Source organism: Oscillibacter valericigenes, from assembly GCF_021531915.1.
In the GTDB taxonomy this organism is placed as follows: domain Bacteria; phylum Bacillota; class Clostridia; order Oscillospirales; family Oscillospiraceae; genus Oscillibacter; species Oscillibacter valericigenes_A.
Genome location: NZ_JAFBIV010000007.1, coordinates 18608 through 43012, shown reverse-complemented (window position 1 = coordinate 43012; position 24405 = coordinate 18608). Strand labels below are relative to the sequence as shown.

Here is a 24405-nt window from a genome sequence, read left to right as displayed (position 1 = left end):
TTTTTTAGGAGTTTTTGCATGAAGATCGTGTATATCCTGGCGGCCATTTTGATTTTCGGCCTGCTGATCGCCGTCCATGAGTTTGGCCATTTTATCACGGCGAAGCTCTGCGGCGTGAAGGTCAACGAATTTTCCATCGGCATGGGTCCTCTGATTTTGCAGAAGCAGAAGGGGGAGACGGAGTATTCCCTGCGGCTGCTGCCCATCGGCGGCTACTGCGCCATGGAGGGGGAGGACGAGGACACTGGCGACAGCAGGTCCTTTGTCCGGCAGCCTTTGTGGAAGAAATTCGTCATCCTGGTGGCGGGGACTGTCATGAATTTCCTGACGGGCCTTGTCATCGTACTAGTGCTGTTTGCGGGCGCCGGCGGCTTTTACGTGGACCAGCTGGCGGGCTTTGCCGAGGGCTTCCCCCTGGAAGGGGAGGACGGCCTGATGGTTGGAGACATCATCTACAAGGTGGACGGGTACCGGACCTATCTCCGGGGTGACACCAGCATGTTCCTGAGCTATAACGACGGCCAGGGCGTTGATCTGGAGGTCATCCGGGACGGAGAACACATCGTTCTGGAGGATTTCCCCATGTACCGCCGGGATTATGACGGCACCGGACAGGAGCGATTCGGCATCAGCATCGGTGCGGCAGTGGTGCCCGGGAATTTTGTAACCCGGCTGCAATACAGCTGGTATCAGGCCCTGGACTATGTCCAGCTGGTGTGGTTCAGCCTGGTGCAGCTGGTGACCGGCAACGTGGGCGTGCAGGAGCTGGGCGGTCCGGTGATGATCATGGATACCATCGCCGAGGTGGGGGCGGCCTCGGAGACCGCCGCTCTGGCGGTGCGGAACATCGCCTCCATCGCGGCGATGATCGCTGTGAACCTGGCGGTGATGAACCTGCTGCCCATCCCCGGCCTGGACGGCGGCCGCATTTTGTTCCTGGCGGTGGACGGGGTGTCCCTGCTGCTGTTCAAGCGGAAGGTGCCGGAAAAGTATCAGGCCGCCATCAATATGGTGGGCATGGTAGTGCTGCTGGGCTTCATGCTGCTGATCACGGTAAAAGACGTATTCCAGGTGTTCCGATAGGGAGGACGTTATGACAAAGCAATTGATGGTGGGGAAGGTCCCCGTGGGCGGCGGCGCCCCGGTGTCCATCCAGTCCATGTGCAATACCAAGACCGACGATGTGGTCGCCACCGTGGCCCAGATCAAGGCCCTGGAGGCCGCCGGATGCGAGATCATCCGGGTGGCCATCCCGGACCAGGCCGCGGCGGAGGCTGTTGATAAGATCAAGGAGCAGATCAACATTCCCCTGATCGCCGACATCCATTTCAACTATAAGTATGCCCTGGAGTGCGCGGAACGGGGCATCGACGCCATTCGCATCAACCCCGGCAACATCGGTGCCGAGGAGAACGTGAAGGCCGTGGCGGATATGTGCAATCGGAAGCACATTCCCATCCGCATCGGCGTCAACGGCGGCTCTCTGGAAAAGGAACTGCGGGCCAAGTACGGCGGCGTCACCGCCGAGGCCCTGGTGGAGAGTGCCATAGGCCATGTGCAGTTGTTGAACAAGTTCGATTTTGACGATATCTGCATTTCTGTCAAATGTTCTGACGTACCTTTGACCATGAAGGCCTATACGCTGTTGAGCCAGCAGACGGACTACCCGCTGCATCTGGGCGTCACCGAGGCGGGCACGCCCTCCATGGGCATGGTGAAATCCGCCATGGGCATCGGCGGATTGCTGTGCATGGGCATCGGCGATACCATCCGGGTGACGCTGACGGCGGACCCGGTGGAGGAGATCTACGCCGCTCACAAGATCCTGAAGGCGGCTGGCCTGCGGAAAGAGGGCGTCAACCTGATCGCCTGCCCCACCTGCGGCCGCACCCGCATCGACCTGATCCCCATTGCCGAGGAAGTGGAGCGGAGATTAGCGAACTGCCATAAAAACATCACCGTGGCGGTGATGGGCTGCGCCGTCAACGGCCCCGGAGAGGCCGCCGCCGCCGATATCGGCATTGCCGGCGGCAAGGGCGAGGGCCTGCTATTCCGGAAAGGGGAAATCCTTTACAAGGTTCCCCAGGAGCAGCTTGTGGACGCCTTGATGGCGGAGATCGAGAAGCTGTAACGAAGAAATAACGCAGGGTGCGCCGGATAGCCGCACCCTGCGTCCTGTACAAAACCAAGCAAGGCGGAGAGAGGAAAGCATGTCCAGAGACATTCCCTTTTTTGAAATGTTCACAGAGCTGCAGCTCTCCGGAGAGCTGCGGCTGAAGCTGGCGGGCGCGGTCCTGACGGGAGCCTGCATTGACCAGGCCACCATGTCCATGACCCTGCGGCTGACGGTGAAGAACCAGCTGTCGGAGGAGGACCTCCAGGGCATCCGGGATTGCCTGATGCGGGTCTACGGCTTTTCCAGCGTGGACATCCAGGTGACCTGCAAGGCTCCGGAGGTGCCCCGGCCTGTGCCCCAGGCGGCTCCCGCGTCCGGCGGAGGCAAGCCGGTGGTGGGCAAGGTCCTGATGGGGAATCCCATCAAGAACAAGCCCATCCCCATGAAGATGCTGGACCTGAAGCTGGGCAACGTCACGGTCAGCGGCAAGGTGTTTGCCTTCGAGTGCAAGGAGACCCGCCGCCCCGGCATGTGGCGGCTGACCATCGACATGACGGACTACACCAACTCCGTCACCGTTCAGAAGAACCTGACCACCAAGGAGGCCCAGCAGTTGGAGAGCGCCGTGAAGCCCGGCATGTGGCTGTGCGTCCAGGGCAAGATGGAGCCTACCTGGGACGGCAAGGACATTCAGCTCAATCCCTACCACATCAACGTGACGGAGCACGAGGAGCGGAAGGACAACGCTCCGGTGAAGCGGGTGGAACTGCATTTACATACCAAGATGAGCAACACGGACGCCCTGACCGATACGAAGGAGGTCATCCAGGAGGCTATCCGCTGGGGGCATCCCGCCATTGCCATCACGGACCACGGCTGCGCCCAGTCCTTCCCGGACGCCTGGCATGCCGCAGGGGATAAGATCAAAGTCCTTTACGGTGTGGAGGGCTATTTCGTCAACAACCTGGATGACCGGGTGGTGGTCCACGGCAAACAGGACCAGTCCCTGGACGACGAGTTCGTCTGCTTCGACATTGAGACCACCGGATTGAAGGTGGACCGGGAGGCCATCACGGAGATCGGTGCCGTGGTGGTGAAGAACGGCGAGATCACGGAGCGGTTCCAGACCTTTGTGAACCCCAACCGCCGTCTGACCCCGGAGATCATCGGACTCACCGGCATTACCGACAGTATGCTGAAGGACGCCCCCCAGCTGAAGGAGGCCCTGACGGAGTTCCTGAAGTTCGTGAACGGCCGCCCTCTGGCGGCCCACAACGCAGAGTTCGACATCGGCTTCATCCGGGCGGGCTGCAAAAAAGTGGGGCTGCCCTTTGAGCCTACTTACGTGGACTCCCTGATCCTGGCCCAGAATCTGCTGCCGGACCTGGGGAAGTACAAGCTGGATATCGTGGCGGAGCACCTGGACCTGCCCGCCTTCAACCACCACCGGGCCAGCGATGACGCGGCTACGGTGGGCTATATGCTGATTCCCTTTTGGAAGATGCTCCACGACCGGGACATCCACACCCTGCAGGCTGTCAACAAGGAGATGGAGAAGCTGCGGCCCCTGGGCAGCAAGACCAACCGGTTCCCCAAGCACATCATCCTGCTGGCAAGGAACAAGGTGGGATTGAAAAACCTCTATCAGATGATCTCGGCCTCCAACCTGAAATACTTCAAGCGGGTGGCCACCATCCCCAAGAGTCTGCTGAACGAGCACCGGGAGGGCATCATCGTGGGCTCCGCCTGTGAGGCGGGCGAGCTGTTCCAGGCGGTGGCGGCCCACAAGGACTGGGACGAGCTGAAGCGCATCGCCGACTACTACGATTTTCTGGAGATCCAGCCCCTGTGCAATAATCAGTTCATGCTCCGCAAGGGCGATGTTCAGTCGGAGGAGGACCTGCGGGAATTCAACCGCACCATCGTCCGCCTGGGTGAGGAGCTGGGCAAGCCCGTCTGCGCCACCGGCGATGTCCACTTCCGGGAGCCGGAGGACGAGATCTACCGCCACATCCTGCTGGCCTCCAAGAAGTTCGCCGACGCCAACGAGCCCCTGCCCATCTATTTCAAGACCACCGAGGAAATGCTGGAGGAATTCAGCTACCTGGGAGAGGAGAAGGCCTATGAGGTGGTGGTGGAGAACACCCGGCTGGTGGCCGACCAGATCGAGACCTTTGAGCTGTTGCCCAGCGAGCTGTTCCCGCCGCGCCTGGAAAATTCCGAGGAGGACCTGAACCGCCTGGTGTGGGAGAAGGTCCACCGGCTCTACGGTGAGGACCCGCCCCAGCTGATCGTGGACCGCCTGAACGTGGAGCTGGGCGGTATCTTAGGCAAGTACGACGTGGTGTACATGTCCGCCCAGAAGCTGGTGCAGCGTTCTCTGGAAAACGGCTATCTGGTTGGCTCCCGTGGTTCCGTGGGTTCGTCCCTGGTGGCCTATATGTCCGGCATCACGGAGGTCAACTCCCTGCCGCCCCATTACCGCTGCCCCAACTGCAAGCACAACGAATTCATCCTGGACGGCTCCTACGGCTGCGGCGCCGACATGCCGGACAAGGTGTGCCCCGTCTGTGGCACCAAGTACGTCAAGGACGGCTTTGACATCCCCTTTGAGACCTTCCTGGGCTTCGGCGGCGGTAAGGTGCCGGATATCGACCTGAACTTCTCCGGCGAGTACCAGGCCCGGGCCCACCGTCACGCCATCGAGATGTTCGGCGAGACCCAGGTGTTCCGTGCCGGTACCATCGGCACTCTGGCGGACAAGACCGCCTTCGGCTTCGTGCTGAAATACCTGGAGGAGAACGGCATGGAGGCCTGCGCCGCGGAGAAGAAGCGGCTGGCCATGGGCTGCGTAGGCGCCCGCCGCACCACCGGCCAGCACCCCGGCGGCCTGGTGGTGGTTCCCGATGACAAGGATGTGGAGGATTTCTGCCCCGTCCAGCACCCGGCGGACGACAGCGACTCCGACACCATCACCACCCATTTTGAATATCATTCCATGGAGGCCAACCTGCTGAAGCTGGACATGCTGGGACACGATGATCCCACCATGGTCCGCATGATGCAGGATCTGACCGGTGTGGACCCCCATGACATCCCCCTGGATGACCCGGACACCATGTCCATCTTCACCTCCAGCAAGGTGCTGGGCTATGAGAACGACGAAATTCTGGGTCCCACCGGTGCTGTGGCCATCCCGGAGTTCAACACCCGCTTCACCCGCCAGATGCTGATCGACACCCAGCCCAAGGATTTTAATACCCTCGTTCGTTTGTCTGGCTTTTCTCACGGCACCGATGTGTGGATCGGCAATGCCCGGGACCTGATCGTCAGCGGCACCGCCTCCGTTCTGGAGACCGTGGGCTGCCGTGACGACATCATGCTGTACCTGATCTCCAAGGGTCTGGACCCCAAAATGAGCTTCAAGATCATGGAGAAGGTCCGAAAGGGCAAGGTGAAGAAGGGAGGCTTCGACGAGGGATGGGTGGAGGCCATGCGGGACCATGAGGTGCCGGAGTGGTACATCGAGTCCCTGGCCAAGATCGGCTACCTGTTCCCCAAGGCCCATGCCGTGGCCTACGTGATGATGGCCTTCCGCATTGCCTGGTACAAGGTCCATGAGCCCCTGGCCTTCTACGCCACCTATTTCTCCGTCCGGGCCAAGGCCTTTGACGCCGAGTTCTGCTGCGCGGGGAAGGAGGCCGTCAAGCGGAAGATCCGGGAGATCGAGAACAACAAGGACGCCACCGCCGTGGAAAAGGACATGCTGACCACTCTGGAGGTCTGCTATGAGTTCTATCTCCGGGGCTTCCACTTCGATACCATCGACATTTACAGGTCCGACGCCACCAAATTCATCGTGACGGAGAACGGTTTGCTGCCCCCCTTCACCACAGTCCACGGCCTGGGTGAATCCGCCGCCATCGACACTGTGGAAAAGCGGAAGGGGAAGCAGTTCATCTCCATTGAGGAATTCTCCATGTGCTGCAACAAGCTGTCCAAGACCCATATCGAGCAGCTGAAGGCCCTGGGCGCCTTTGCCGGCATGGCGGAGACTAGCCAGATGACGCTGTTCTGAAAGAGCGATGTTGTTTTCATTGATTTTTTGAAAAATCATGGTATGATATTGGATGAAAAAACGGTCGAAGAACCACATATTATGAAATGGAGGAACATCAACATGCTGAACGCAAAAGTCAAGGAGCTGCTGAACCAGCAGGTTAACAAGGAGTTCTATTCCGCCTATCTGTATCTGGACTTCTCCAACTACTATGAGGCCCGGGGTCTGGACGGCTTCGCCAACTGGTACAAGATCCAGGCAATGGAGGAGCGGGATCATGCCCTGCTGTTCTATCAGTATCTGCACAACAACAACGAGACCGTGACCCTGGAGGCCATCGACAAGCCCGACAAGGTGTTCACCTGCGATATGGACCCCCTGAAGGCCGGCCTGGAGCATGAGGAGTATGTGACCAGCCTCATCAACGGCATCTATGCCGCCGCCTATGAGGTGAAGGACTTCCGCACCATGCAGTTCCTGGACTGGTTCGTGAAGGAGCAGGGCGAGGAGGAGACCAACGCCAACGACCTGATCTCCAAGATGGAGCTGTTCGGCTCCGATCCCAAGAGCCTGTACATGCTCAACAGCGAGCTGGCTGCCCGGGTGTACAACGCCCCCTCTCTGGTGCTGTAAATGCCATAAAAAAGTACCGTGTCGAAAGGACACGGTACTTTTTTCATGCGGTGTGGGGCGCGTGGCCCGTTTCTTCCTCGCCGCGGAACAGCAGGCTGATGCACCACAGGCCAGCCAGGCCCACCAGGGTGAAAATGATGCGGGCGAGGATGGACAGCTGACCGCCGCAGAAGAACGCTACCAGGTCGAAGCCGAACAGGCCGATGCTGCCCCAGTTCAGGGCGCCGATGATGACCAGGATCAATGCGATCTTGTCAAGGATCATGGTTAGACCTCCGTTCTGATCAAGGTTTCAGAGGTAGAATGCCCGTATGCTGTAAGGATTATGCAAAAAAGCCGGAGCAACCTCGCGGAAAATAGATTGAAAGGAACTGGTATCTATTGTATAATAAATACAATAATGATGTGCGGCTGTGCAAATTACAGTGATAAGGGGAGATACCATGAATATTGTATGTTTGGATATGGAGGGCGTTCTGGTGCCCGAGATCTGGATCGCCTTCGCGGAGGCCAGCGGCATCCCGGAGCTGAAGCGCACCACCCGGGATGAGCCGGATTATGATAAGCTGATGCGCTGGCGGCTGGGTATCCTGAAGGAGCATGGCCTGGGCCTGAAGGAGATCCAGGCCACCATCGCCAGGATCGACCCGCTGCCCGGCGCCAAGGAGTTCCTGGACGAGCTGCGGTCTATGACCCAGGTCATCATCCTCAGCGATACCTTTGAGGAGTTTGCCAAGCCCCTGATGGAGAAGCTGGGCTGGCCCACCATTTTCTGTAACTCCCTGGAGGTGGCGGAGAGCGGCGAGATCACCGGCTTCAACATGCGCTGTGCCCAGTCCAAGCTGACCACGGTGAAGGCCCTCCAGTCCATCGGCTATGAGACCATCGCCAGCGGCGACAGCTATAACGACCTGGGTATGATCCAGGCCAGCAAGGCCGGCTTCCTCTTCAAGAGCACGGAGAAGATCAAGGCCGACCATCCGGAACTGCCTGCCTACGAGGAGTTCAGCGACCTGCTGGCCGCCATAAAAGCGGCGCTGTAACACGGGGAGGGACAAATGGAACAGTTGACGGGCGACCTGAATCTTTTGGCGGGCTTCTTCATGGAGTCCTTGGGTGGTCTGCTCGGCGGAGCGTTCCTTTTGCCCGCTATTGCCGCACTGGCGGCCGGCCTTGTGATCCTGACAGTTATGATCATTCGGGAACTTAAAAAATAGCAAATAAGAAAGGGAGATGCCGTATGAACGAGAAATTCAACAAGCTGGGCTTCTATCCCGCGGACATCCTGCTGCCCAAGGACGCGGACATGACCAAGTGGGCCGTGGTGGCCTGCGACCAGTTCACCTCCCAGCCGGAATACTGGCAGGCGGTGGAGGAGACGGTGGGGGACGCTCCCTCCACGCTGCGTCTGATCCTGCCGGAGGCCAAGCTCAACGGCCCTGACGTGGACAGCGATATCGCCGCCATCAACGCTTCCATGAAGCAATACCTGGACGGGGATGTGTTCAAGACTCTGCCCGGCTCCCTCATTTACATCGAGCGCACCCAGTCCGACGGCAAGGTGCGCCACGGCCTCATCGGCATGGTGGACCTGGACCAGTATGACTTCACCCCCGGCTCCGGCGCCCTGATCCGGGCCACGGAGGGGACGGTCCTCTCCCGCATCCCGCCCCGGGTGAAGGTGCGCCAGGACGCCCCCATTGAGCTGCCCCACGTCATGCTGCTGATCGACGACCCGGACAAGACCGTCATCGAGCCCCTCACCGCCGCCAGCGGCGATATGGAGAAGCTGTATGATTTCGACCTGCAGCAGGGCGGCGGTCATCTGAAGGGCTGGAAGCTGACGGAGGGCCAGATGGACGGCGTGGCGGAGGCTCTGACGGGCCTGTGCGCCGACAGCGAGATGCAGAAAAAGTACGGTATGAGCGGCGTAGCGCCCCTGCTGTTCGCTGTGGGCGACGGCAACCACTCCCTGGCCACCGCCAAGCAGTGCTATGAGAATCTGAAAAAGGTCACGCCGGAGAGCGAGTGGGCCAGCCTGCCTGCTCGGTACGCCCTGGTGGAGGTGGTGAACAACCACGACGATGCCCTGGGCTTTGAGCCCATCCACCGTGTCCTGTTCAATGTGGACCATGAGGACTTCATGGCCGCTTTCAAGGCTGCCTATCCCAATGCCTACGAGGGCAGGGGCGAGGGCCATGTCATCGAGGTGGTGTGGAAAGGCCACGATGAATGTATCACCGTTCCCGACCCCAAGGTCCAGCTTGCTGTTGGTACGCTGCAGGGCGTCATTGACGAATACCTGAAATCTCACAGCGGCGAGGTGGACTATATCCACGGCGACGAGGTGACGAAGGAGCTGGGCAGCAAGCCCGGCAACATGGGCTTCCTGCTGCCTGCCATGGGCAAGGAACAGCTGTTCAAGACCGTCATGGCCGACGGCGTGCTGCCGAGAAAAACCTTCTCCATGGGCCACGCCCAGGATAAGCGCTACTATGTGGAGGCCCGGAAGATCAAATAAGATTGCATGACCTTGCAGAACATGCTAAACTGTCCCCGTGGAAATTCCACGGGGACAGTTTTATGAGGAGAAACAGCGATGAAAACAAGAAATGCACCGGCAAAGGTAAATTTGGCGCTGGATATTCTGGGCACCCGGCCTGACGGATACCATGATATGCGGATGGTCATGCAGACCATTTCGCTCTGCGACACGGTGACGCTTGAAGAAAGGACTGCGGGCTTTGAGCTGCACACCGGAGGGAGTTTCATCCTGGCGGGGAAGAAGACCCTGGAGCAGCAGGCGGCGGAGGCGTTTTTTGAGGCCATTGGTCAACCCATGCCGGGCCTGCGGGTGACGCTGGAAAAGGTGACCCCCGCCTATGCGGGCCTGGGCGGCGGCAGCGCCGACGTGGCGGCCCTGCTGCGCATTCTGCGGGATACCTACGCACTGGACATGCCGACCGCAGAGCTGGAGCGCATCGGCTTTACTGTGGGCAGCGATATGCCCTTCTGCATCCATGGCGGTACCTGCCTAGCGGAGGGCCGGGGCGAGGTGCTGACGGACCTGCCGCCGTTGCCGGACTGCTGGCTGGTGCTCTGCAAACCGGACTTCGGCATCCCCACGCCCGCCCTGTTCGCCCGGGTGGATGGGGGAGAGCTGACCTGCCGTCCGGATATTGACGGGATGATGACGGCGCTGCAAGCCGGGGACCTGGAGGGCGTAGCAAAGCGCCTGGGCAACGTGTTCGAGGAGGTCCTGCCAGAGGAGTACCAGGAGGTGTTCGCCATTAAGGCCCGGCTTCTGGAGCTGGGTGCCCTGAACGCCGCCATGAGCGGAAGCGGCCCCACGGTGTTCGGCCTCTTCCGGGAGGAGGAAACGGCCCGGCAGGCGGCGGAGGTCCTGAAAACCACCTATGCCCAGACCTATCTGGCGCAGCCGGTAAAAAAGTTCGATTTTTCGGAATAAAAACGCAAAAAGCTGTCCATGCTTTCCTGAAAGGCCGCAAGAGGCCTACATAGGAAAGGATGGAGACCTGGATGAAAACGACAGAAAAAGCCGGAAACCGGCTGAAAATATGGGAGATCGCCCTGCTGCTGGGCGTGGCGGTGTGCCTGCTCTCTGGGGCCAAGGCCCTGCATACGCAGGATGAACTGGCCGACAAGGTGGTGCGGCTCCACGTGCTGGCAAATTCGGATTCGGAAGAGGATCAGGCACTGAAGCTGCAGGTGCGGGACGCCGTGCTGGACCGGGCGGAGGATCTGCTGGCCCAGTCTTCCAGCCGGGCGGAGGCAGAGGCAAAGCTCCGGGGCCAGCTGCTGGAGTTCGAGCGGCTGGCGGAAGCAGTGGTCCGGGAGGCGGGATATGACTATGAAGTCACCGCGGAGCTGACCGATACCGAATTCCCCACCCGGGAGTACGAGGGCTTTACCCTGCCCGCCGGGGAGTATCTGGCCCTTCGCATCCTCATCGGTGAGGCGGCGGGGCGGAACTGGTGGTGCGTGGTATTTCCGCCCCTGTGTACCGCCGCAACGGCGGACGTTCCCGCGTCGGCCATGGCGGCGGGCTTCACGGAGGATGAGGTCCGGCTCATCACGGAGGAGGACCGGGGCTATGTGCTGAAGTTCAAGGCCGTGGAGTTTTGGGAGACGCTGAGAGAGAAATGGAATTAAGGGAGAGGGCAATATGGGATTGAAGGCGGGCGGTCCGCTGTTCGCGGTGCGGGATATGAAAGCGTCCCTGCGCTTTTATCAGGATGTACTGGGGCTGGCGGTGGTCCAGGACTTCGGCGCCAATGTGGTGTTGACCGGAGGGCTGTCCCTGCAAACTCTGGAGACCTGGGGGCAGTTTTTGCAGAAGGCTCCCAACGACATCCGCTTCGGGGGAAACGACGCTGAGATGTACTATGTGGCTGAGGATTTCGATGCCTTTCTGACGGATCTGAAAGGCCATCCGGAAGTGGAGCTGGTGCATCCGACCGTGGAGCACCGCTGGGGCCAGCGGGCCGTGCGGCTGTATGACCCGGACCGCCACATCATCGAGGTGGCAGAGAGCCTGTCCAAGGTAGCCAAGCGCTTCCGGGACAGCGGCCTGAACGAGGAGGGCGTGGCCCGGAGAATGGACATCAGCCTGGAATATGCCCGGGAACTGCTGAAATGAGTTTTGGAAATGGACATGCCGGTATGCCTTCTGCGGAAGGGGTACCGGCATGTTTGTCATGTGCCGCGGGAACTTTTTCGGGGGGCTTTTGTTCCTTGGGGTGACAAACGGGGGAATCTATGATATAATCCTCACCGAATCGTGAAAAATCCGAGGGAGGACCCTATGGAAAACTATTTCGACATCACCATGACCGACGATCAGCTGCGTGCCGTCAGCTCCATCGGCCTGGCCCATGTGGGGGACGCGGTCTTCGAGATTCTGGTGCGCACCTGGCTGTGCGCCCACGGCAAGGCCACCGGAAAGGGGCTCCACCAGGCTACGATCCGGTTGGTGTGTGCCGAGAGCCAGTCGGAAAAGGCCAAGCGCATCCTGCCCCTGCTGACGGAAGAGGAGCAGGCGGCCTTTAAGCGAGGCCGCAACGCCCAGGTCCACACGGTCCCTGTCCACGCCAGCCGCGCCCAGTACGGCGAGGCCACGGCTCTGGAGGCATTGCTTGGCTGGCTGTGGCTGAAAGGTCGGAAGGATCGGGTCAATGAGCTGTTCTGTGCCATGATGGAGGAGGCGGTCTGATGCCATTGGATGCCATTTGCCTGCAGGCCGTGGTGGAGGAGCTGCGGCCTCAGCTGCTGAATCTGCGGATCGACAAGGTCCAGCAGCCTGCCCGGGACCAGGTGATCCTGCTGCTGCGGGGCAATAAGCGTCTGCTGCTGAATGCCGGGGCCAACGCCCCCCGCATCCAGCTAACGGAGGTGCCACGGGACAATCCGGCGGAGCCGCCTATGTTCTGCATGCTGTTGCGAAAGCACCTGGTGGGCGCCCGGGTGGCGGATATTATCCAACCGCCCCTGGAGCGGCTGGTTCGGATGGAGCTGGACATCACCGACGACTTCGGCCAGCCGGGAAAGCGGACGCTGGTGCTGGAGGCTATGGGCCGCCGGTCCAACCTGATCCTGCTGGACGGGGAGGGCCGTATCATCGACTGTATGCGCCGGGTGGACGCGGATATGTCCGCTGCCCGGCAAGTGCTGCCGGGGCTGTATTATGAGCCTCCTGCCGCCGTGGGCCGCCTGCCGGTGACGGAGGAGACCGAAGTAGGCTTCGGGGAAAAGCTGGCCGCCGCCAACCCGGAGCGGCAGATCGACGCCTTTCTGCTGGACAACTACTTTGGCATTTCGCCCCTGATGGCCCGGGAGCTGGCCTTCCGGACGACGGGGGAGACAGACAGCCGTCTCTTTGGCCTGGACCGGGCCGGGGAAGACCGGTTGTGGGAGGAATTATCTGGTTTTATCAGTGCTGTACAGGAGAACCGCTTCACACCAATTTGCCTGAAAAAAGAGGGACGGCCCTTTGAATTTTCCTGCCTGCCCATCCGCCAGTACGGCGGCGCGGCGGAGCAGGAGACCTACGAGAGCTTCTCCGCCCTGCTGGACGCCTTTTACGAGGCCCGGGAGCGGCAGGAGCGGGTGCGCCAGCGGGGCGCGGACCTGATCCGCACTGCCGCCACCGCCCGGGACCGGCTGCGGCGGAAGCTGGCCATGCAGGAGAAGGACTACGAAGCCACCCAGGACCGGGACCGGCTCCGGGTCTGCGGGGACCTGATCACCTCCAACCTCTACCGCATGGAGCGTGGCCAGAGCAAGCTGGTCTGCGAGAATTTCTACGACGAGAACTGCGCGGAGACCACCATTCAGCTGGACCCCCTACTGACGCCCCAGCAGAACGCCGCCAAATACTACAAGCGGTACACCAAAGCCAAGACCGCCGAAAAGTACCTGCGGGAGCAGATGGAGATCGCCCGCCGGGACCTGGAGTATCTGGAGAGCGTGCTGGAGGAGATCCAGCACGCCGAGACGGAGCAGGATTTCATGGAGATCCGCAACGAGCTGCGGGACGCAGGGTTCCTGCGGAAGCAGGGGAAGGGCAAAAAGGAGCCCAAGCGGACGGCCAGACCCTGGGAGTTCCGCACCACCAGCGGCTTCCGTGTGCTGGTGGGCCGCAACAACCGCCAGAACGATCAGCTGACCTGCAAGGAGGCGGACCACAGGGATATCTGGCTCCACACCCAGAAGATCCATGGCGCCCACGTGATCCTCTGCACCGGAGGGCAGGCAGTGGACGACGACACCATCGTGGAGGCCGCCAAGCTGGCAGCCTGGTATTCCCAGGCCCGGGAGAGCGGCAACGTGCCGGTGGATTACACCCAGGTGAAAAACGTGAAAAAGCCCGCCGGCGCCCGACCGGGCATGGTGATCTACAACACCTGCCGGACGGTGAACGTGACGCCCAACGAGGACCTGGTGAAGGCCTTGCGGGTGAAATGAACAGTGAGCACGGCCCTCTCCGGCTAACTGCCGGAGAGGGCCGTGCTTTTTTTGCACCATGAGAGAAAAAGCATGACAATTTCTTGCATTTTTCGACGAACGTGCTACAATAAAAAATTAGATTGGTAAGAAAATCACAAGCCGCCTTTGCGGCGGCAAAAATCTGAAAAAGAGGGTGACTCAGAGCAATGGAATGGACGATGACAGCCAACGCGCCCGGTCAGGTCTGTCTGATGCAGGGCAATGAAGCCATCGTGCGCGGCGCATTGGAGGCTGGGATCAACTTCGCGGCTTCCTATCCCGGTTCCCCGTCGTCTCAGGTGCTGGGAATGCTGGGCAAGGTCGCGAGAGAGCGGAATTTCTACGCGGAGTGGTCCACCAACGAGACCTGTGCCATGGAGGCCTGTATCGGCGCCTCTCTGGCTAACGCACGCTCTCTGTGCATCGTGAAGCAGAACGGCCTGCTGTTCGCGGCGGATGCGATCCACTGCGGCGCGCAGCACGGTGTAAAGGGCGGCATGGTGATCGTCACCTCCGACGACCCCAGCGCCCACTCCAGTACCAACGAATTTGACTCCCGGTATCAGGCCATGTCCGCCAACATCCCCATGCTGGAACCCACTAGCATGCAGGAGACCAAGGACATGGTGCCCTATGCCTTCGAGCTGTCCGAACGGACCCACCAGATGGTCATTATCCGCCTCACCACCCGCGTCTGCCACGGCCGCGGCAATGTGGTGCTGGGCGAGCTGCCGGAGAAGCCCCACCAGATGAAGCAGGTGGGGGAGTGGGACCGCATGGTCTGCGTGTCCTACCTGCGCAGCGCCATGCTCCAGAAGATGGACATGCTGCGGCAGGAGTTTGAAAACTGCCCCTATAACCACTATGCGGGTCCCGATCATCCCAAGGAGCTGATCGTGGCGGGCGGCACCGGCCGCCTGTACGGCCAGGAGGCCATCCGCCGCCTGGGCGTGGGAGACCGGGTGGGCCTGTTGAGCCTGGGCACCATCTGGCCCCTGCCGGAAGCGTACATCCTGCGCCACCTGGAGGGCGTGGAGAAGGTGCTGACCCTGGAGGAAGTGGACCCCGTTCTGGAGCGCAACCTGCAGGCCATCGCCGGCAGCCACCAGATGCAGATCACCTTCTCCGGCCGGGAGGACGGCGCTCTGCCCAAGATCGGCGAGCTGGACCCCGATAACGTGGCCCAGGCCATCTCTCTGCTGACCGGCGCCAAGCTGCCTGAGAAGAAGATCGCCTCTCAGGAGCCTCTGATCGAGCGGGAACTGACCTTCTGCGCCGGCTGCCCCCACCGTGCCACCTTCCACATCCTGAAGAAGGTCCTGCGGCAGGAGAAGCACCCCGGCGCCGTCATCGGCGACATCGGCTGCTACATCATGTCCGGTCAGGCCGCCGGCCAGTATGCCTTCCAGGCCTGCAACTGCATGGGCTCCGGCATCAACCTGGCGGAGGCTCTGGGCCAGCTGACCCACTATGGCCTGGACCAGAAGGTGGTCACCGTCTGCGGCGACTCCACCTTCTTCCACACCATCCTGCCCGGCCTGGTGAACGCCACCTATCACAACGCCAACATGCTGCTCATGGTGCTGGACAACTCCGCCACCGCCATGACCGGCTTCCAGCCCCATCCCGCCACCGGCATCACCGCCATGGGCGACCAGGTACCTCCCATGGACATCCAGAAGGTGGTGGAGGGCATCGGCTGCAAGGCCGAGGTGGCCGATCCCTTCGATGTGAAGGAAACGGAAAAGACCATCCGCCGCCTGCTGAACACCCCGGGCATGAACGTGCTGATCATGCGCCAGCCCTGCGCCACGCTGATGACCAAGAAGAAAAAACGCCCGGTGAAGGTGTATGTGGACCAGAACATGTGCCTGGGCGACGGCTGCGGCTGCGACAAGTATTGCAGCCGTGTCTGGGGATGCCCCGGCAACACCTGGGACTTCAAGAACAACAAGGCTTACATCGACCCCGTGACCTGCGTGGGCTGCGGTGTCTGCGCCAAGCTGTGCCCCAGCGGCGCCATCAAGGTGGAAGGCGGTGAGGAAGCATGAAAAAGCTGAAATTCGACCCTCTGAATATCGTCATCTGCGGCATCGGCGGCCAGGGCAACGTGCTGGCCTCCGAGGTCGTGGGCAGCGCCATGACCGACCGGGGCTACCGGGTCGCCATCGGCGAGACTTACGGCGCCTCCCAGCGCGGCGGCTCCGTCATGAGCCACGTCCGCGTGTCCGAGGACCAGGAGCTCAGCGTGCTGATCCCCTCCGGCGAGGCCCATATCATCATCGGCTTCGAGCCTCTGGAGACCCTGCGCATGACCCGCAAGTATGCTGGTCCCAATACCACCATCGTCTATGACCCCCGTCCCGTGTACCCCCTGGGCGTGCTGCAGGGCATCCAGCAGTATCCCGACCAGGAGGCCCTGATGGCGGAGATCGCGGAGCTGTCCGCGGCGGCCTATCCCGTCCCCGCGGCGGATATCGCTATGGAAGTGGGCGATTCCCGCGCCGCCAACATCGCGCTGCTGGGCGCCTTTACCCAGCTGCCCGACGCCCCTCTGAGCCGGGAGGACCTGGAGAAGATTTTAACGCAGCGCTTCAAGGGCGCCGTGCTGGAGCTGAACCAGAAGGCCTTTGCCAAGGGCTGCGCGGCAGTCAGCGAAAAGGAGGGTTAAGGCGATGATCACTGTAACACTGCTCCATCCCACCATGGAGGACCGAAAGCTGACCCTGGAGCTGCCCCGGGAGACCAAGTTCTCCCAGCTGACCGACATGCTGTATGAGCGGGATTTCGTGCAGCCCCAGAAGCCCGGCTACCGCTATCTGTATCAGGACCATCTCTGCGGCATGGCCCACGAGCTGGGCGATTACATCCCGGAGACCGCGTCCGAGATCGAGCTGAAGGTCTTTGACATTCCGGTCATCATGGTGTGAGGAGGAAGAACGATGTTAAGTACGATTGCATTGGATACCCAGGTCATCAAGCCGGGCCTGTGCACCGGCTGCGGTGCCTGCCAGGGTATGTGCCCCTACTGGGATTCCGTGGAGGGCCGTACCCTCTGCTACTTTGACTGCGAGCGGAAGTCCGGCCGCTGCCAGAGTTTTTGCCCCCGGATGCCTATGGACCTGGATGCCCTGCGGAAGAAGTTCTTCCCCGAGGACACCATCATTCCGGAGATCGGCCCCTTCCGCGGCCTGTACCTGACCCGGGCTGCCGATCCCGCCATCCGGGCCAAGGCCCAGCACGGCGGCACCATGACCGCTCTGGTGGAGCTGGCCATCCAGGAGGGATTCATCGACGCCGCCGTCATGACCCGCTCTCAGGGCGGCCTGGAGCCTGAAGGCGTCCTGGCCACCACGGCGGAGGAGGTCCGCGCCTGCTCCGGCAGCAGCTTCCAGGTGCCGCCCACTCTGGCGGTGCTGAACAAGGCGCTGAAGGAGGACCGCTACCACAGCATCGGCGTGGTGGGAACCCCCTGCAAGACCCTGGCGGTCTATAAGATGAAGTCCAAGCCCCTGGCGGAGAACGACAACCACGCCGACAACATCGGCATGGTCTTCGGACTCTTCTGCGGCTGGGGCCTGGACTGGGAGGGCATCCGGGACCTGACGGCCCGGCACGCCGACCCGGAGAAGGTGTCCCACATGGACATTCCCCCCAGCAAGTACCACTCCCTGGAGCTGCGGGAGAACGGCGAGACCGTCTCCGTCAACCTGGACGAGGTGACCCCGCTGGTGCGGTCCGGCTGCCGCTACTGCACCGATATGACTGCCGAGTTTGCCGACCTGTCCGTGGGCGGTGCCCGAAGCGCCGACGGCTGGGACGTGGACAAGGGCTGGAACCAAGTGATCGTCCGCTCCGAGAAGGGCATGCAGCTGCTGGAGCTGGCCCGGGAGAAGGGCATCCTGGAGTTCAAGGATACCCCCGAGACCGGCCTGGACAAGCTGAAGGGCGCCTCCATGGGAAAAAAGCGCACCGGCGTCAAGAACCTGCGCCAGTTGACCGGAAGCGAGGACGATCTGGGCTATCTGAATCCCAGCGCCGAGCTGTTCAAGGACCTGTAAATGTACATAAAAATCCCGGAGTTCTTCGGAACTCCGGGATTTTTGCGTCTTACTTGTCCAGCTTGGCGTTGCACTTGCTGAGGAAGCGCTCGTTGTTGATGATGGCGCGGGTGTGGGTGCCCTGGCCGATGGGGCCCTTTTCGTCCCAGGCCTTCACTTGGAAGTCCACCATCTTGCCGTTTTCGGAGACGGAGACGATCTCGGCCTCCACAAAGACCTTCATGCCCACGGGGGTGGGGGCGGTGTGCTGGATGTCCAGGTGGGTGCCCACGCTGCCCTGGCCCTCCTCCAGGAAGTTCTGCAGGGCTGTCTGGGCGGCGTTTTCCATCAGGCCGATCATGTAGGGAGTGCCGAAGACGTTCAGCAGGCCGGAGCCCACGGCAGCGGCGGTCAGGTCTTCCGTGACGGTCTGCTCCAGCTGGCATTTGGTTCCGATCAGGATCATAGGGAAGTCCTCCTTTTGTGTTGAATGATATCGGAGATAGTGTACTCGTTTTTTTCACCTTTGGCAAGAGCGGGAAACCGAACTACCAATGGTCAACATCTCAGAAAATGCAGAATTGTATATTGTACCGCAATACACAAAAAAGGAAAAACAGTCCCTGGAAAGCCTTTGTAGTTTTCCCGCCGGGACAACTTCATAATGATCGCATAATGGATACAGCTCCCCAGAAGGATCGTGCACACTGCCAACAGGTACGCATAAATTGAATTTGAAATCGTGTGAATTCCCGATATCCACATCGAATAATAAAAGTAATCTCCAATCCCACAGGTGGGCACCAGGACATCATTCTTCTCTTTTCCGTAAACAATCAATTTCGACATGAAATGAATGTTTGACATAGCCTTTGCATTTGTAGTGTGTTTCCCATGTTTTGTAAAGCTAAGAATATCAATGATCGAAATTGCAGCACCAAGCGCAAGAACATCCTGAAATTTCAGCTGCTTCCCGATTAGAATGCCAAGGCATAAGACAGCGAACGCTGAGAGCAATCCATTTACAAACAGTCGTTCTCTTTTGTATCTGATAAAAAATGCATTGATTAGGATATAGACTCCGCCTATCAGCCCACATCCTATCAGGAACTCCACTGGAAACAAAAAATTACCAACAACGCTTAATACGCCGTACACAATCAAATAAAAGACTGACCATAAAATTCCATGTATCAGTTTATCCTTTTCCAAAACAATCCTCCGCAGATTTCGATTTATGAAGTTTATCATACGATACCGATGTACAGCAAAGCATATCTGATCAGTGACGTTCCTTGCCGACCAAAAGGGTAAAGAAGAGCGGCACCTTGCGGTGCCGCTCTCGGCAGGTCATCAGATACCCAGCTCCGTCCAGAGGTCGTTGTACAGTGTCAGGGTCTCGGCGGGCAGGTTTTCATACAGAGTGCAGCGATCCAGCACGTCGGCGGGAGCGGCCATGATCCCAAAGGTCTCCTGGTCCAGTTCTTCGCCGTAGGTCTCCTCATAGTAGGCGGGATACTGCTCCAGAGCCTCGGCGTTGGGGGAGGCGTACCAGATATAGTCCATGTTGGCCAGGTTGGCGTCAGTACCTGCGATGAAGTTGATCCAGGCCTCGGCCTCTTCCTTGTGCTGGGCGTTCTTCAGCACACACATAGCGTCCACGAACCAGTTGGAGCCCTCCTCGGGCACCACGTAGGCCAGGTCCTCGTTGTTCTCCAGCATGGTCAGATAGTCGCCGGCGTAGTACATGGCGATAGCGGCATTGCCGCCCTCCATCTTGCCGAAGATCTCGTCCATGACGAAGGACTGATACACGCCCTTGCTCTTGGCGTCGGCCAGCAGTTCATAGGCCTCGCGGATCTGGGCCTCGTCGGTGGTGTTGATGTCATAGCCCAGGTCCAGCAGGGCGGCGGCCAGGGCGTCCCGGGAATTGCGGATCATCAGGACCTGTCCAGCGTACTTCTCGTCGAACATAGCATCCCAGCTGGTGATCTCCTCGTCCACCATGGTGGTATTGTAGATGATGCCCAGGGTGCCCCAGGTGTAGGGGACGGTGTACTTGTTGTCGGGGTCATAGCTGAGCCCCTTGTAGCGGGCGTCGATCAGAGCATAGTTGGGGATGTTGTCGTAGTTCAGCTCCGCCAGCATGCCTTCGGCAATCAGACGGCCGATCATATAGTCAGAGGGAACGATGACATCGTAGTCACCAGCGCCGGTTTTCAGCAGGGAGTAGAGGGCTTCGTTGCTTTCGGCGGTCTGGTAGTTGACCTTGATGCCGGTTTCGTCCTCGAATTGATAGATCAAATCTTCATCAATGTATTCACCCCAGCTGCACACGTTGACGACCCGGTCTTTGCTTTCGCTACCGCTGCTGCTTCCGCCGCAGGCGGTGAGGGTCAGGATGGTCACCATCATCATGGCAAGGGCAAGTATCTTTTTCAATTGATCATTCCTCCAGTGTTACTGTGATTTTTATTTCAAGGCACAGGGCCGTGAAACCGTGGTTCAGCGCCGGCGCAGCTCCGCGGCGCGCTTCCGCTCCTGCCGGGCCTCCCGGATGTTGATGACAGCCAGCAGTACCAGCACCGTCACAAACAGCAGCGTGGAGACGGCGTTGATCTCCGGCGTGACCCGCTTCTTGGTCATGCCGTAGATGGTCATGGCCAGAGTGGAGGCGGAGGAGCCGGCGGTGAAGTAGCTGATGACGAAGTCGTCAATACTCATGGTGAAGGCCGTCAGGGCGCCGGAGATGATACCGGGCTTGATCTCCGGCAGGATGACCTTCCAGAAGGCCTGCATCCAGGTGCAGCCCAGGTCCATGGCGGCATCCACCAGGTTCTTGTCCATCTGCCGCAGCTTGGGGCCCACGGACAGGATCACATAGGGAATGTTGAAGGTGATGTGGGCGATCAGCAGGGTGCCGAAGCCCATGGTCAGACGGGTAGGAAGACGGAACAGTCCCAGGGAGTTGAACCAGGTGGCAAAACTGCCCCAGCCGTTGAAGAAGGCCACGAACAGCAGGCACAGAGAAACGCCGGTGACGATATCGGCATTCATCATGGGGATGCTGTTAACAGTCATCAGGGGTTCCCGGGCCTTGCGGCGCATGGCGTAGAAGCCAATGGCGGCGAAGGTACCGGCGAAGGTGGCGATCACGGTGGCCAGCAGGGAAACCAGCAGGGTGGTGTACACGCTCTGCATGATGAGTCGGTTGTGGAACAGCTTGGCGTACCAGTCCAGGGAGAAGCCCTTCCAGACGGTATTGCTGTTACCGGCGTTGAAGGAGAAGATGATCAGCAGGAAAATAGGCGCGTACAGGAATACAAACACCAGAACCATAAACAGGCGGTTCAGCGGGGAATTGTTCTTCTTCACATCATCACCGCCTGTTCTTCGCCCTCGCCGAAGCGGTTCATGATCCACATGCAGACCACCACAATGACCATCATCACCAGGGAGATGGCCGCGCCCAGCTGGGGATTGTAGGCGCCGCCCAGGAACTGCTGCTCGATCAGGTCGCCCAGCAGCATCTCCGTGCCGCCGCCCAGCATCTTGCTGATGGCAAAGGTGGAGACGGAGGGGACGAACACCATGGTGATGCCGGACAGCACACCGGGCAGGGACAGGGGCAGGATCACCCGGCGGAACACGTTGAACGTGCTGGCGCCCAGGTCCCGGGCCGCCTCGATCAGGCTGTCGTCCAGCTTCACGATGACGGAGTAGATGGGCAGGATCATAAAGGGCAGGTAGTTGTACACCATGCCCAGCACCACGGCCCCCTGGGTGTTGATCATGCGGAAAAAGGCGAGGTCCGTGCCGAAGACGTTGTTGTACAGAGTGATCAGTCCGATTTTCTGGAACAGTTGGTTCAGCAGGCCGTTGTTCTCCAGAATGGACATCCAGGAGTAGGTCCGCAGCAGGAAGTTCATCCACATGGGCAGCATGATGAGCACCATGGCGATGCGCTGGAACCGGGGGCCCTCCTTGCTCATCATATAGGACACGGGATAGCCGATCAGAAGACAGATGACGGTGGCGATGAGGGCCAGCTTGAAGGACCGGGTGAACACCACGGTATAGGTGCCCATGCGGGCAAAGTTTGCCAGGGTAAAGCCGCCTGCGGCGGAGGAGAAGGCGTAAATGACCACCATGATGATGGGGGCCACCACGAACAGCGCCATCCAGACCACATAGGGGACGGACAGCAAGGGCAGCTTATTCCTCATCCCCGCTCTCCTCCTCGTCCAGCGCCAGGCTGGCGTCGTCCAGTTCGTCATACTCCTCGGAGAAGGAGGAGTAGTCGCCGAACATACCGGAGTACTTGCTCTTTTTCATGACATGGATGCCGTCGGGATCGATCTTGATGCCGATGCGGGAACCCTCGGGGCAGTGGTCCGTGGTCTGGATGAGCCATTTGAAGCCCTTGAAGTCCACGATGATGTCGTACTGCATACCCTTGAAGGTCACGCTGGTGACGACGCCGGTCAGCTGGCCCTGCTCCACGGGGACGATGTCGATGTCCTCGGGGCGGATGACCACGTCTACCGGTTCGTTCTCGGCAAAGCCGCCGTCCAGGCAGGGGAACTGCTTGCCGTACATCTGCACCAGGTTGTCCTGGAGCATGACGCCGTCGATGATGTTGGACTCGCCGATAAAGTCCGCCACGAAGGCGTTTTTCGGCTCGTTATAGATGTCCTCGGGAGTGCCGATCTGCTGGATGGTGCCCTTGTCCATGACCACGATGGTATCGGACATGGTGAGGGCCTCCTCCTGGTCGTGGGTGACGTAGATGAAGGTGATGCCCACCTGCTGCTGGATACGCTTCAGCTCAATCTGCATATCCTTGCGCAGCTTCAGGTCCAGGGCCGCCAGAGGTTCGTCCAGCAGCAGGACCTTGGGCTTGTTCACCAGAGCCCGGGCGATGGCCACACGCTGCTGCTGGCCGCCGGAGAGGGCGTCGGGCTTGCGGTGCTCGAAGCCCTTGAGGCTGACAACCTCCAGCATCTCCATGACCCGCTCACGGATCTCCGCTTCGGGGATCTTCACCATTTTTTTCCCGGAGGGGTCCTTGGGGTCGGGGCGCTTCTGCATCCGCAGGCCGAAGGCGATGTTTTCAAACACGTTCAGATGCGGGAAGAGCGCGTACTTCTGAAAAACCGTATTGATCTGCCGCTGATAGGGCGGAACGTCATTAATCCTCACACCGTCAAAGAGGACGTCTCCGGACGTAGGTGTCACGAAGCCGCCAATAATCCGCAGCGTGGTGGTTTTGCCGCACCCGCTGGGCCCTAGCAGTGTGAGGAATTCTTTGTCATTAAAATACAGATTTAAGTGATCGAGAACCAGCTCGTCGTCGAAGGCCATGCAGACATCCCGCAGGCGAATCAACTCTTTGGACATGTATCCTCCCCCATTTCATGTATATTTCTATAAAATGATGCGCCTCTTTTCTCTGTCAAGGGGGGACCTTTCTCGTCGAAATTCAGCAATTTTGACTATATAGGAAGTACCCCCAAATGTCAAGGGAATTACCCTTTTTTCTCATGGGAAAAATATTTCTCCTGGAAGGGGACATCCTCCACGGTGAAAGTCTTGCCCCGCAGGTAGTTCAGCATCCCTGCGTCCGTGGGAAAATCGAAGTGCAGCTTGTAGGAATAGAGGGCCTGGCGGGTCTCGTGATACCGCTTGTTCACATCGCCCCGGCCATACTTGCCGTCCCCCAGCAGGGGACAGCCGATCTCCGCCATGGAGACGCGGATCTGGTGGGTCCGGCCGGTGAGCAAACGGCACTCCACCAGAGATAATTCTCCCCGGTTTTCCAGAGTTTTATAGAGGGTGACAGCGGTCTTGCCGCCGGGGATAGGCTTGTGGTAGAAGGATACCAGCTTTTTGGCCTCGTCCTTCAACAAAAAACCCTCGATTTTTCCCTCCGCGGGCCGGGGATGGCCCACGGTGACGCAGAGATAGGACTTTTCCAGTTCATGCGCCTTGATCTTCTCATTGATGATGCGCAGGGTCTCGGCGTTTTTGGCGGCGATGACGATGCCGCCGGTGTTCCGGTCAATGCGGTTGCACAGGGCGGGGGCGAAGGCGTTCTCCCACTTGGGGTTCCACTCCTTCTTCTGGTACAGATAGGCCTGGATGTGGTTGATGAGGGTGTTGACCTTCTCCGTCTCGTCGGCGTGGACCACCAGACCGGGGCGCTTGTCCACCAGCAGCAGGTTCTCGTCCTCATAGACGATGGTCAGCTGGGGTTTGAACACGGTGAGGAAGAGATTTTCCTCATTGGGCTTGTCAAAGAACTCGTCGTTGATATATAATTGTAAAATATCGCCGGTATTGAGGCGTGCGTCCCGCTTGGAGCCCTTGCCGTTGACCTTGATGCGCTTGAGGCGGATGTATTTCTGCAGCAGGGCAGGGGGCAGCAGGGGCAGATTCTTGGACACGAAGCGGTCCAGCCGCTGCCCGGCGTCGTTTTTCCCAATGGTGAATTCTCGCATGATGACCCTCCTGCGGTAAGTTCCGATTTGGCATTATCATACCCGTTTGGC

General features: G+C 59.8%; 24 protein-coding genes. 16 read left to right on the top strand and 8 right to left on the bottom strand.

Features of this window, described 5'->3' with window-relative positions; genetic code table 11:
- Positions 1 to 18 precede the first annotated feature (18 nt).
- From JQM66_RS06625 to JQM66_RS06610, 4 genes are all read left to right on the top strand, one after another.
- The gene (locus JQM66_RS06625; protein WP_235229101.1) at positions 19 to 1083 is read left to right on the top strand and encodes a M50 family metallopeptidase; all 1065 of its coding nucleotides are present in this window, start codon (positions 19 to 21) and stop codon (positions 1081 to 1083) included.
- 10 nt (positions 1084 to 1093) lie between these two features.
- Complete coding sequence (gene ispG, locus JQM66_RS06620) at positions 1094 to 2131, top strand: flavodoxin-dependent (E)-4-hydroxy-3-methylbut-2-enyl-diphosphate synthase (protein ID WP_235229100.1); 1038 nt, start codon at positions 1094 to 1096, stop codon at positions 2129 to 2131.
- A gap of 79 nt (positions 2132 to 2210) precedes the next feature.
- The gene (locus JQM66_RS06615) at positions 2211 to 6194 is read left to right on the top strand and encodes a PolC-type DNA polymerase III (RefSeq protein WP_235229099.1); all 3984 of its coding nucleotides are present in this window, start codon (positions 2211 to 2213) and stop codon (positions 6192 to 6194) included.
- A gap of 102 nt (positions 6195 to 6296) precedes the next feature.
- Positions 6297 to 6809, top strand: coding sequence for a ferritin (locus JQM66_RS06610; RefSeq protein ID WP_235229098.1), 513 nt, complete (start codon positions 6297 to 6299; stop codon positions 6807 to 6809).
- Between the two features lie 43 nt (positions 6810 to 6852).
- Here the strand turns inward: JQM66_RS06610 and JQM66_RS06605 are convergent, their stop codons facing one another.
- Positions 6853 to 7074: a DUF378 domain-containing protein gene (locus JQM66_RS06605; RefSeq protein WP_235229097.1), complete on the bottom strand. Its 222-nt coding sequence runs from the start codon at positions 7072 to 7074 to the stop codon at positions 6853 to 6855.
- A gap of 178 nt (positions 7075 to 7252) precedes the next feature.
- On the opposite strand from JQM66_RS06605, the gene thrH reads away from it, so the two are divergent.
- The 12 genes from thrH to JQM66_RS06545 all read left to right on the top strand — a co-directional run bounded on the left by thrH (position 7253) and on the right by JQM66_RS06545 (position 17875).
- Positions 7253 to 7852: a bifunctional phosphoserine phosphatase/homoserine phosphotransferase ThrH gene (gene thrH / locus JQM66_RS06600; protein WP_235229096.1), complete on the top strand. Its 600-nt coding sequence runs from the start codon at positions 7253 to 7255 to the stop codon at positions 7850 to 7852.
- A gap of 15 nt (positions 7853 to 7867) precedes the next feature.
- Positions 7868 to 8026, top strand: coding sequence for a hypothetical protein (locus tag JQM66_RS06595; RefSeq protein WP_235229095.1), 159 nt, complete (start codon positions 7868 to 7870; stop codon positions 8024 to 8026).
- A gap of 23 nt (positions 8027 to 8049) precedes the next feature.
- Positions 8050 to 9330, top strand: coding sequence for a DUF1015 domain-containing protein (locus JQM66_RS06590; protein WP_235229094.1), 1281 nt, complete (start codon positions 8050 to 8052; stop codon positions 9328 to 9330).
- Positions 9331 to 9408: 78 nt separating this feature from the next.
- Entirely contained in the window at positions 9409 to 10278 is an 870-nt protein-coding gene (ispE, locus tag JQM66_RS06585) for a 4-(cytidine 5'-diphospho)-2-C-methyl-D-erythritol kinase (RefSeq protein ID WP_235229093.1), read from the top strand.
- Positions 10279 to 10349: 71 nt separating this feature from the next.
- Positions 10350 to 10982 carry a stage II sporulation protein R gene (spoIIR, locus tag JQM66_RS06580; RefSeq protein WP_235229092.1) on the top strand — a complete coding sequence of 211 codons (633 nt, stop codon included), beginning with the start codon at positions 10350 to 10352 and terminating at the stop codon, positions 10980 to 10982.
- A gap of 13 nt (positions 10983 to 10995) precedes the next feature.
- Complete coding sequence (locus JQM66_RS06575) at positions 10996 to 11469, top strand: VOC family protein (RefSeq protein WP_235229091.1); 474 nt, start codon at positions 10996 to 10998, stop codon at positions 11467 to 11469.
- 165 nt (positions 11470 to 11634) lie between these two features.
- A complete protein-coding gene (locus tag JQM66_RS06570; protein ID WP_235229090.1) occupies positions 11635 to 12042 on the top strand; it encodes a Mini-ribonuclease 3 in 408 nt (135 codons plus the stop codon).
- The gene (locus JQM66_RS06565; protein ID WP_235229089.1) at positions 12042 to 13793 is read left to right on the top strand and encodes an Rqc2 family fibronectin-binding protein; all 1752 of its coding nucleotides are present in this window, start codon (positions 12042 to 12044) and stop codon (positions 13791 to 13793) included. Before JQM66_RS06570 ends, JQM66_RS06565 begins: the two co-directional genes overlap by 1 nt.
- 188 nt (positions 13794 to 13981) lie before the next feature.
- Positions 13982 to 15865: a thiamine pyrophosphate-dependent enzyme gene (locus tag JQM66_RS06560; RefSeq protein ID WP_235229088.1), complete on the top strand. Its 1884-nt coding sequence runs from the start codon at positions 13982 to 13984 to the stop codon at positions 15863 to 15865.
- Entirely contained in the window at positions 15862 to 16485 is a 624-nt protein-coding gene (locus tag JQM66_RS06555) for an indolepyruvate oxidoreductase subunit beta (protein WP_235229087.1), read from the top strand. The genes JQM66_RS06560 and JQM66_RS06555 overlap by 4 nt, the downstream gene beginning before the upstream one ends.
- A gap of 4 nt (positions 16486 to 16489) precedes the next feature.
- Positions 16490 to 16744 (top strand): hypothetical protein, encoded by a 255-nt coding sequence (locus JQM66_RS06550; protein WP_235229086.1) that lies wholly within the window; start codon positions 16490 to 16492, stop codon positions 16742 to 16744.
- 12 nt (positions 16745 to 16756) lie between these two features.
- Positions 16757 to 17875, top strand: a complete 1119-nt coding sequence (locus JQM66_RS06545) for a Coenzyme F420 hydrogenase/dehydrogenase, beta subunit C-terminal domain (protein ID WP_235229085.1) — start codon at positions 16757 to 16759, stop codon at positions 17873 to 17875.
- Positions 17876 to 17924: 49 nt separating this feature from the next.
- On the opposite strand, the gene JQM66_RS06540 is transcribed toward JQM66_RS06545, so the two are convergent.
- From JQM66_RS06540 to JQM66_RS06510, 7 genes are all read right to left on the bottom strand, one after another.
- Positions 17925 to 18320: a thioesterase family protein gene (locus JQM66_RS06540; RefSeq protein WP_235229084.1), complete on the bottom strand. Its 396-nt coding sequence runs from the start codon at positions 18318 to 18320 to the stop codon at positions 17925 to 17927.
- Positions 18321 to 18412: 92 nt separating this feature from the next.
- A complete protein-coding gene (locus JQM66_RS06535) occupies positions 18413 to 19066 on the bottom strand; it encodes a hypothetical protein (protein ID WP_235229083.1) in 654 nt (217 codons plus the stop codon).
- 141 nt (positions 19067 to 19207) lie between these two features.
- Complete coding sequence (locus JQM66_RS06530) at positions 19208 to 20296, bottom strand: ABC transporter substrate-binding protein (RefSeq protein ID WP_235229082.1); 1089 nt, start codon at positions 20294 to 20296, stop codon at positions 19208 to 19210.
- Between the two features lie 63 nt (positions 20297 to 20359).
- Positions 20360 to 21229 (bottom strand): ABC transporter permease, encoded by an 870-nt coding sequence (locus tag JQM66_RS06525; RefSeq protein ID WP_235229081.1) that lies wholly within the window; start codon positions 21227 to 21229, stop codon positions 20360 to 20362.
- A complete protein-coding gene (locus JQM66_RS06520) occupies positions 21226 to 22080 on the bottom strand; it encodes an ABC transporter permease (protein WP_235229080.1) in 855 nt (284 codons plus the stop codon). The genes JQM66_RS06525 and JQM66_RS06520 overlap by 4 nt, the downstream gene beginning before the upstream one ends.
- Positions 22070 to 23254: an ABC transporter ATP-binding protein gene (locus tag JQM66_RS06515; protein ID WP_235229079.1), complete on the bottom strand. Its 1185-nt coding sequence runs from the start codon at positions 23252 to 23254 to the stop codon at positions 22070 to 22072. The genes JQM66_RS06520 and JQM66_RS06515 overlap by 11 nt, the downstream gene beginning before the upstream one ends.
- A 128-nt stretch (positions 23255 to 23382) precedes the next feature.
- The gene (locus tag JQM66_RS06510; RefSeq protein WP_235229078.1) at positions 23383 to 24354 is read right to left on the bottom strand and encodes an RluA family pseudouridine synthase; all 972 of its coding nucleotides are present in this window, start codon (positions 24352 to 24354) and stop codon (positions 23383 to 23385) included.
- Between the last annotated feature and the right edge of the window lie 51 nt (positions 24355 to 24405).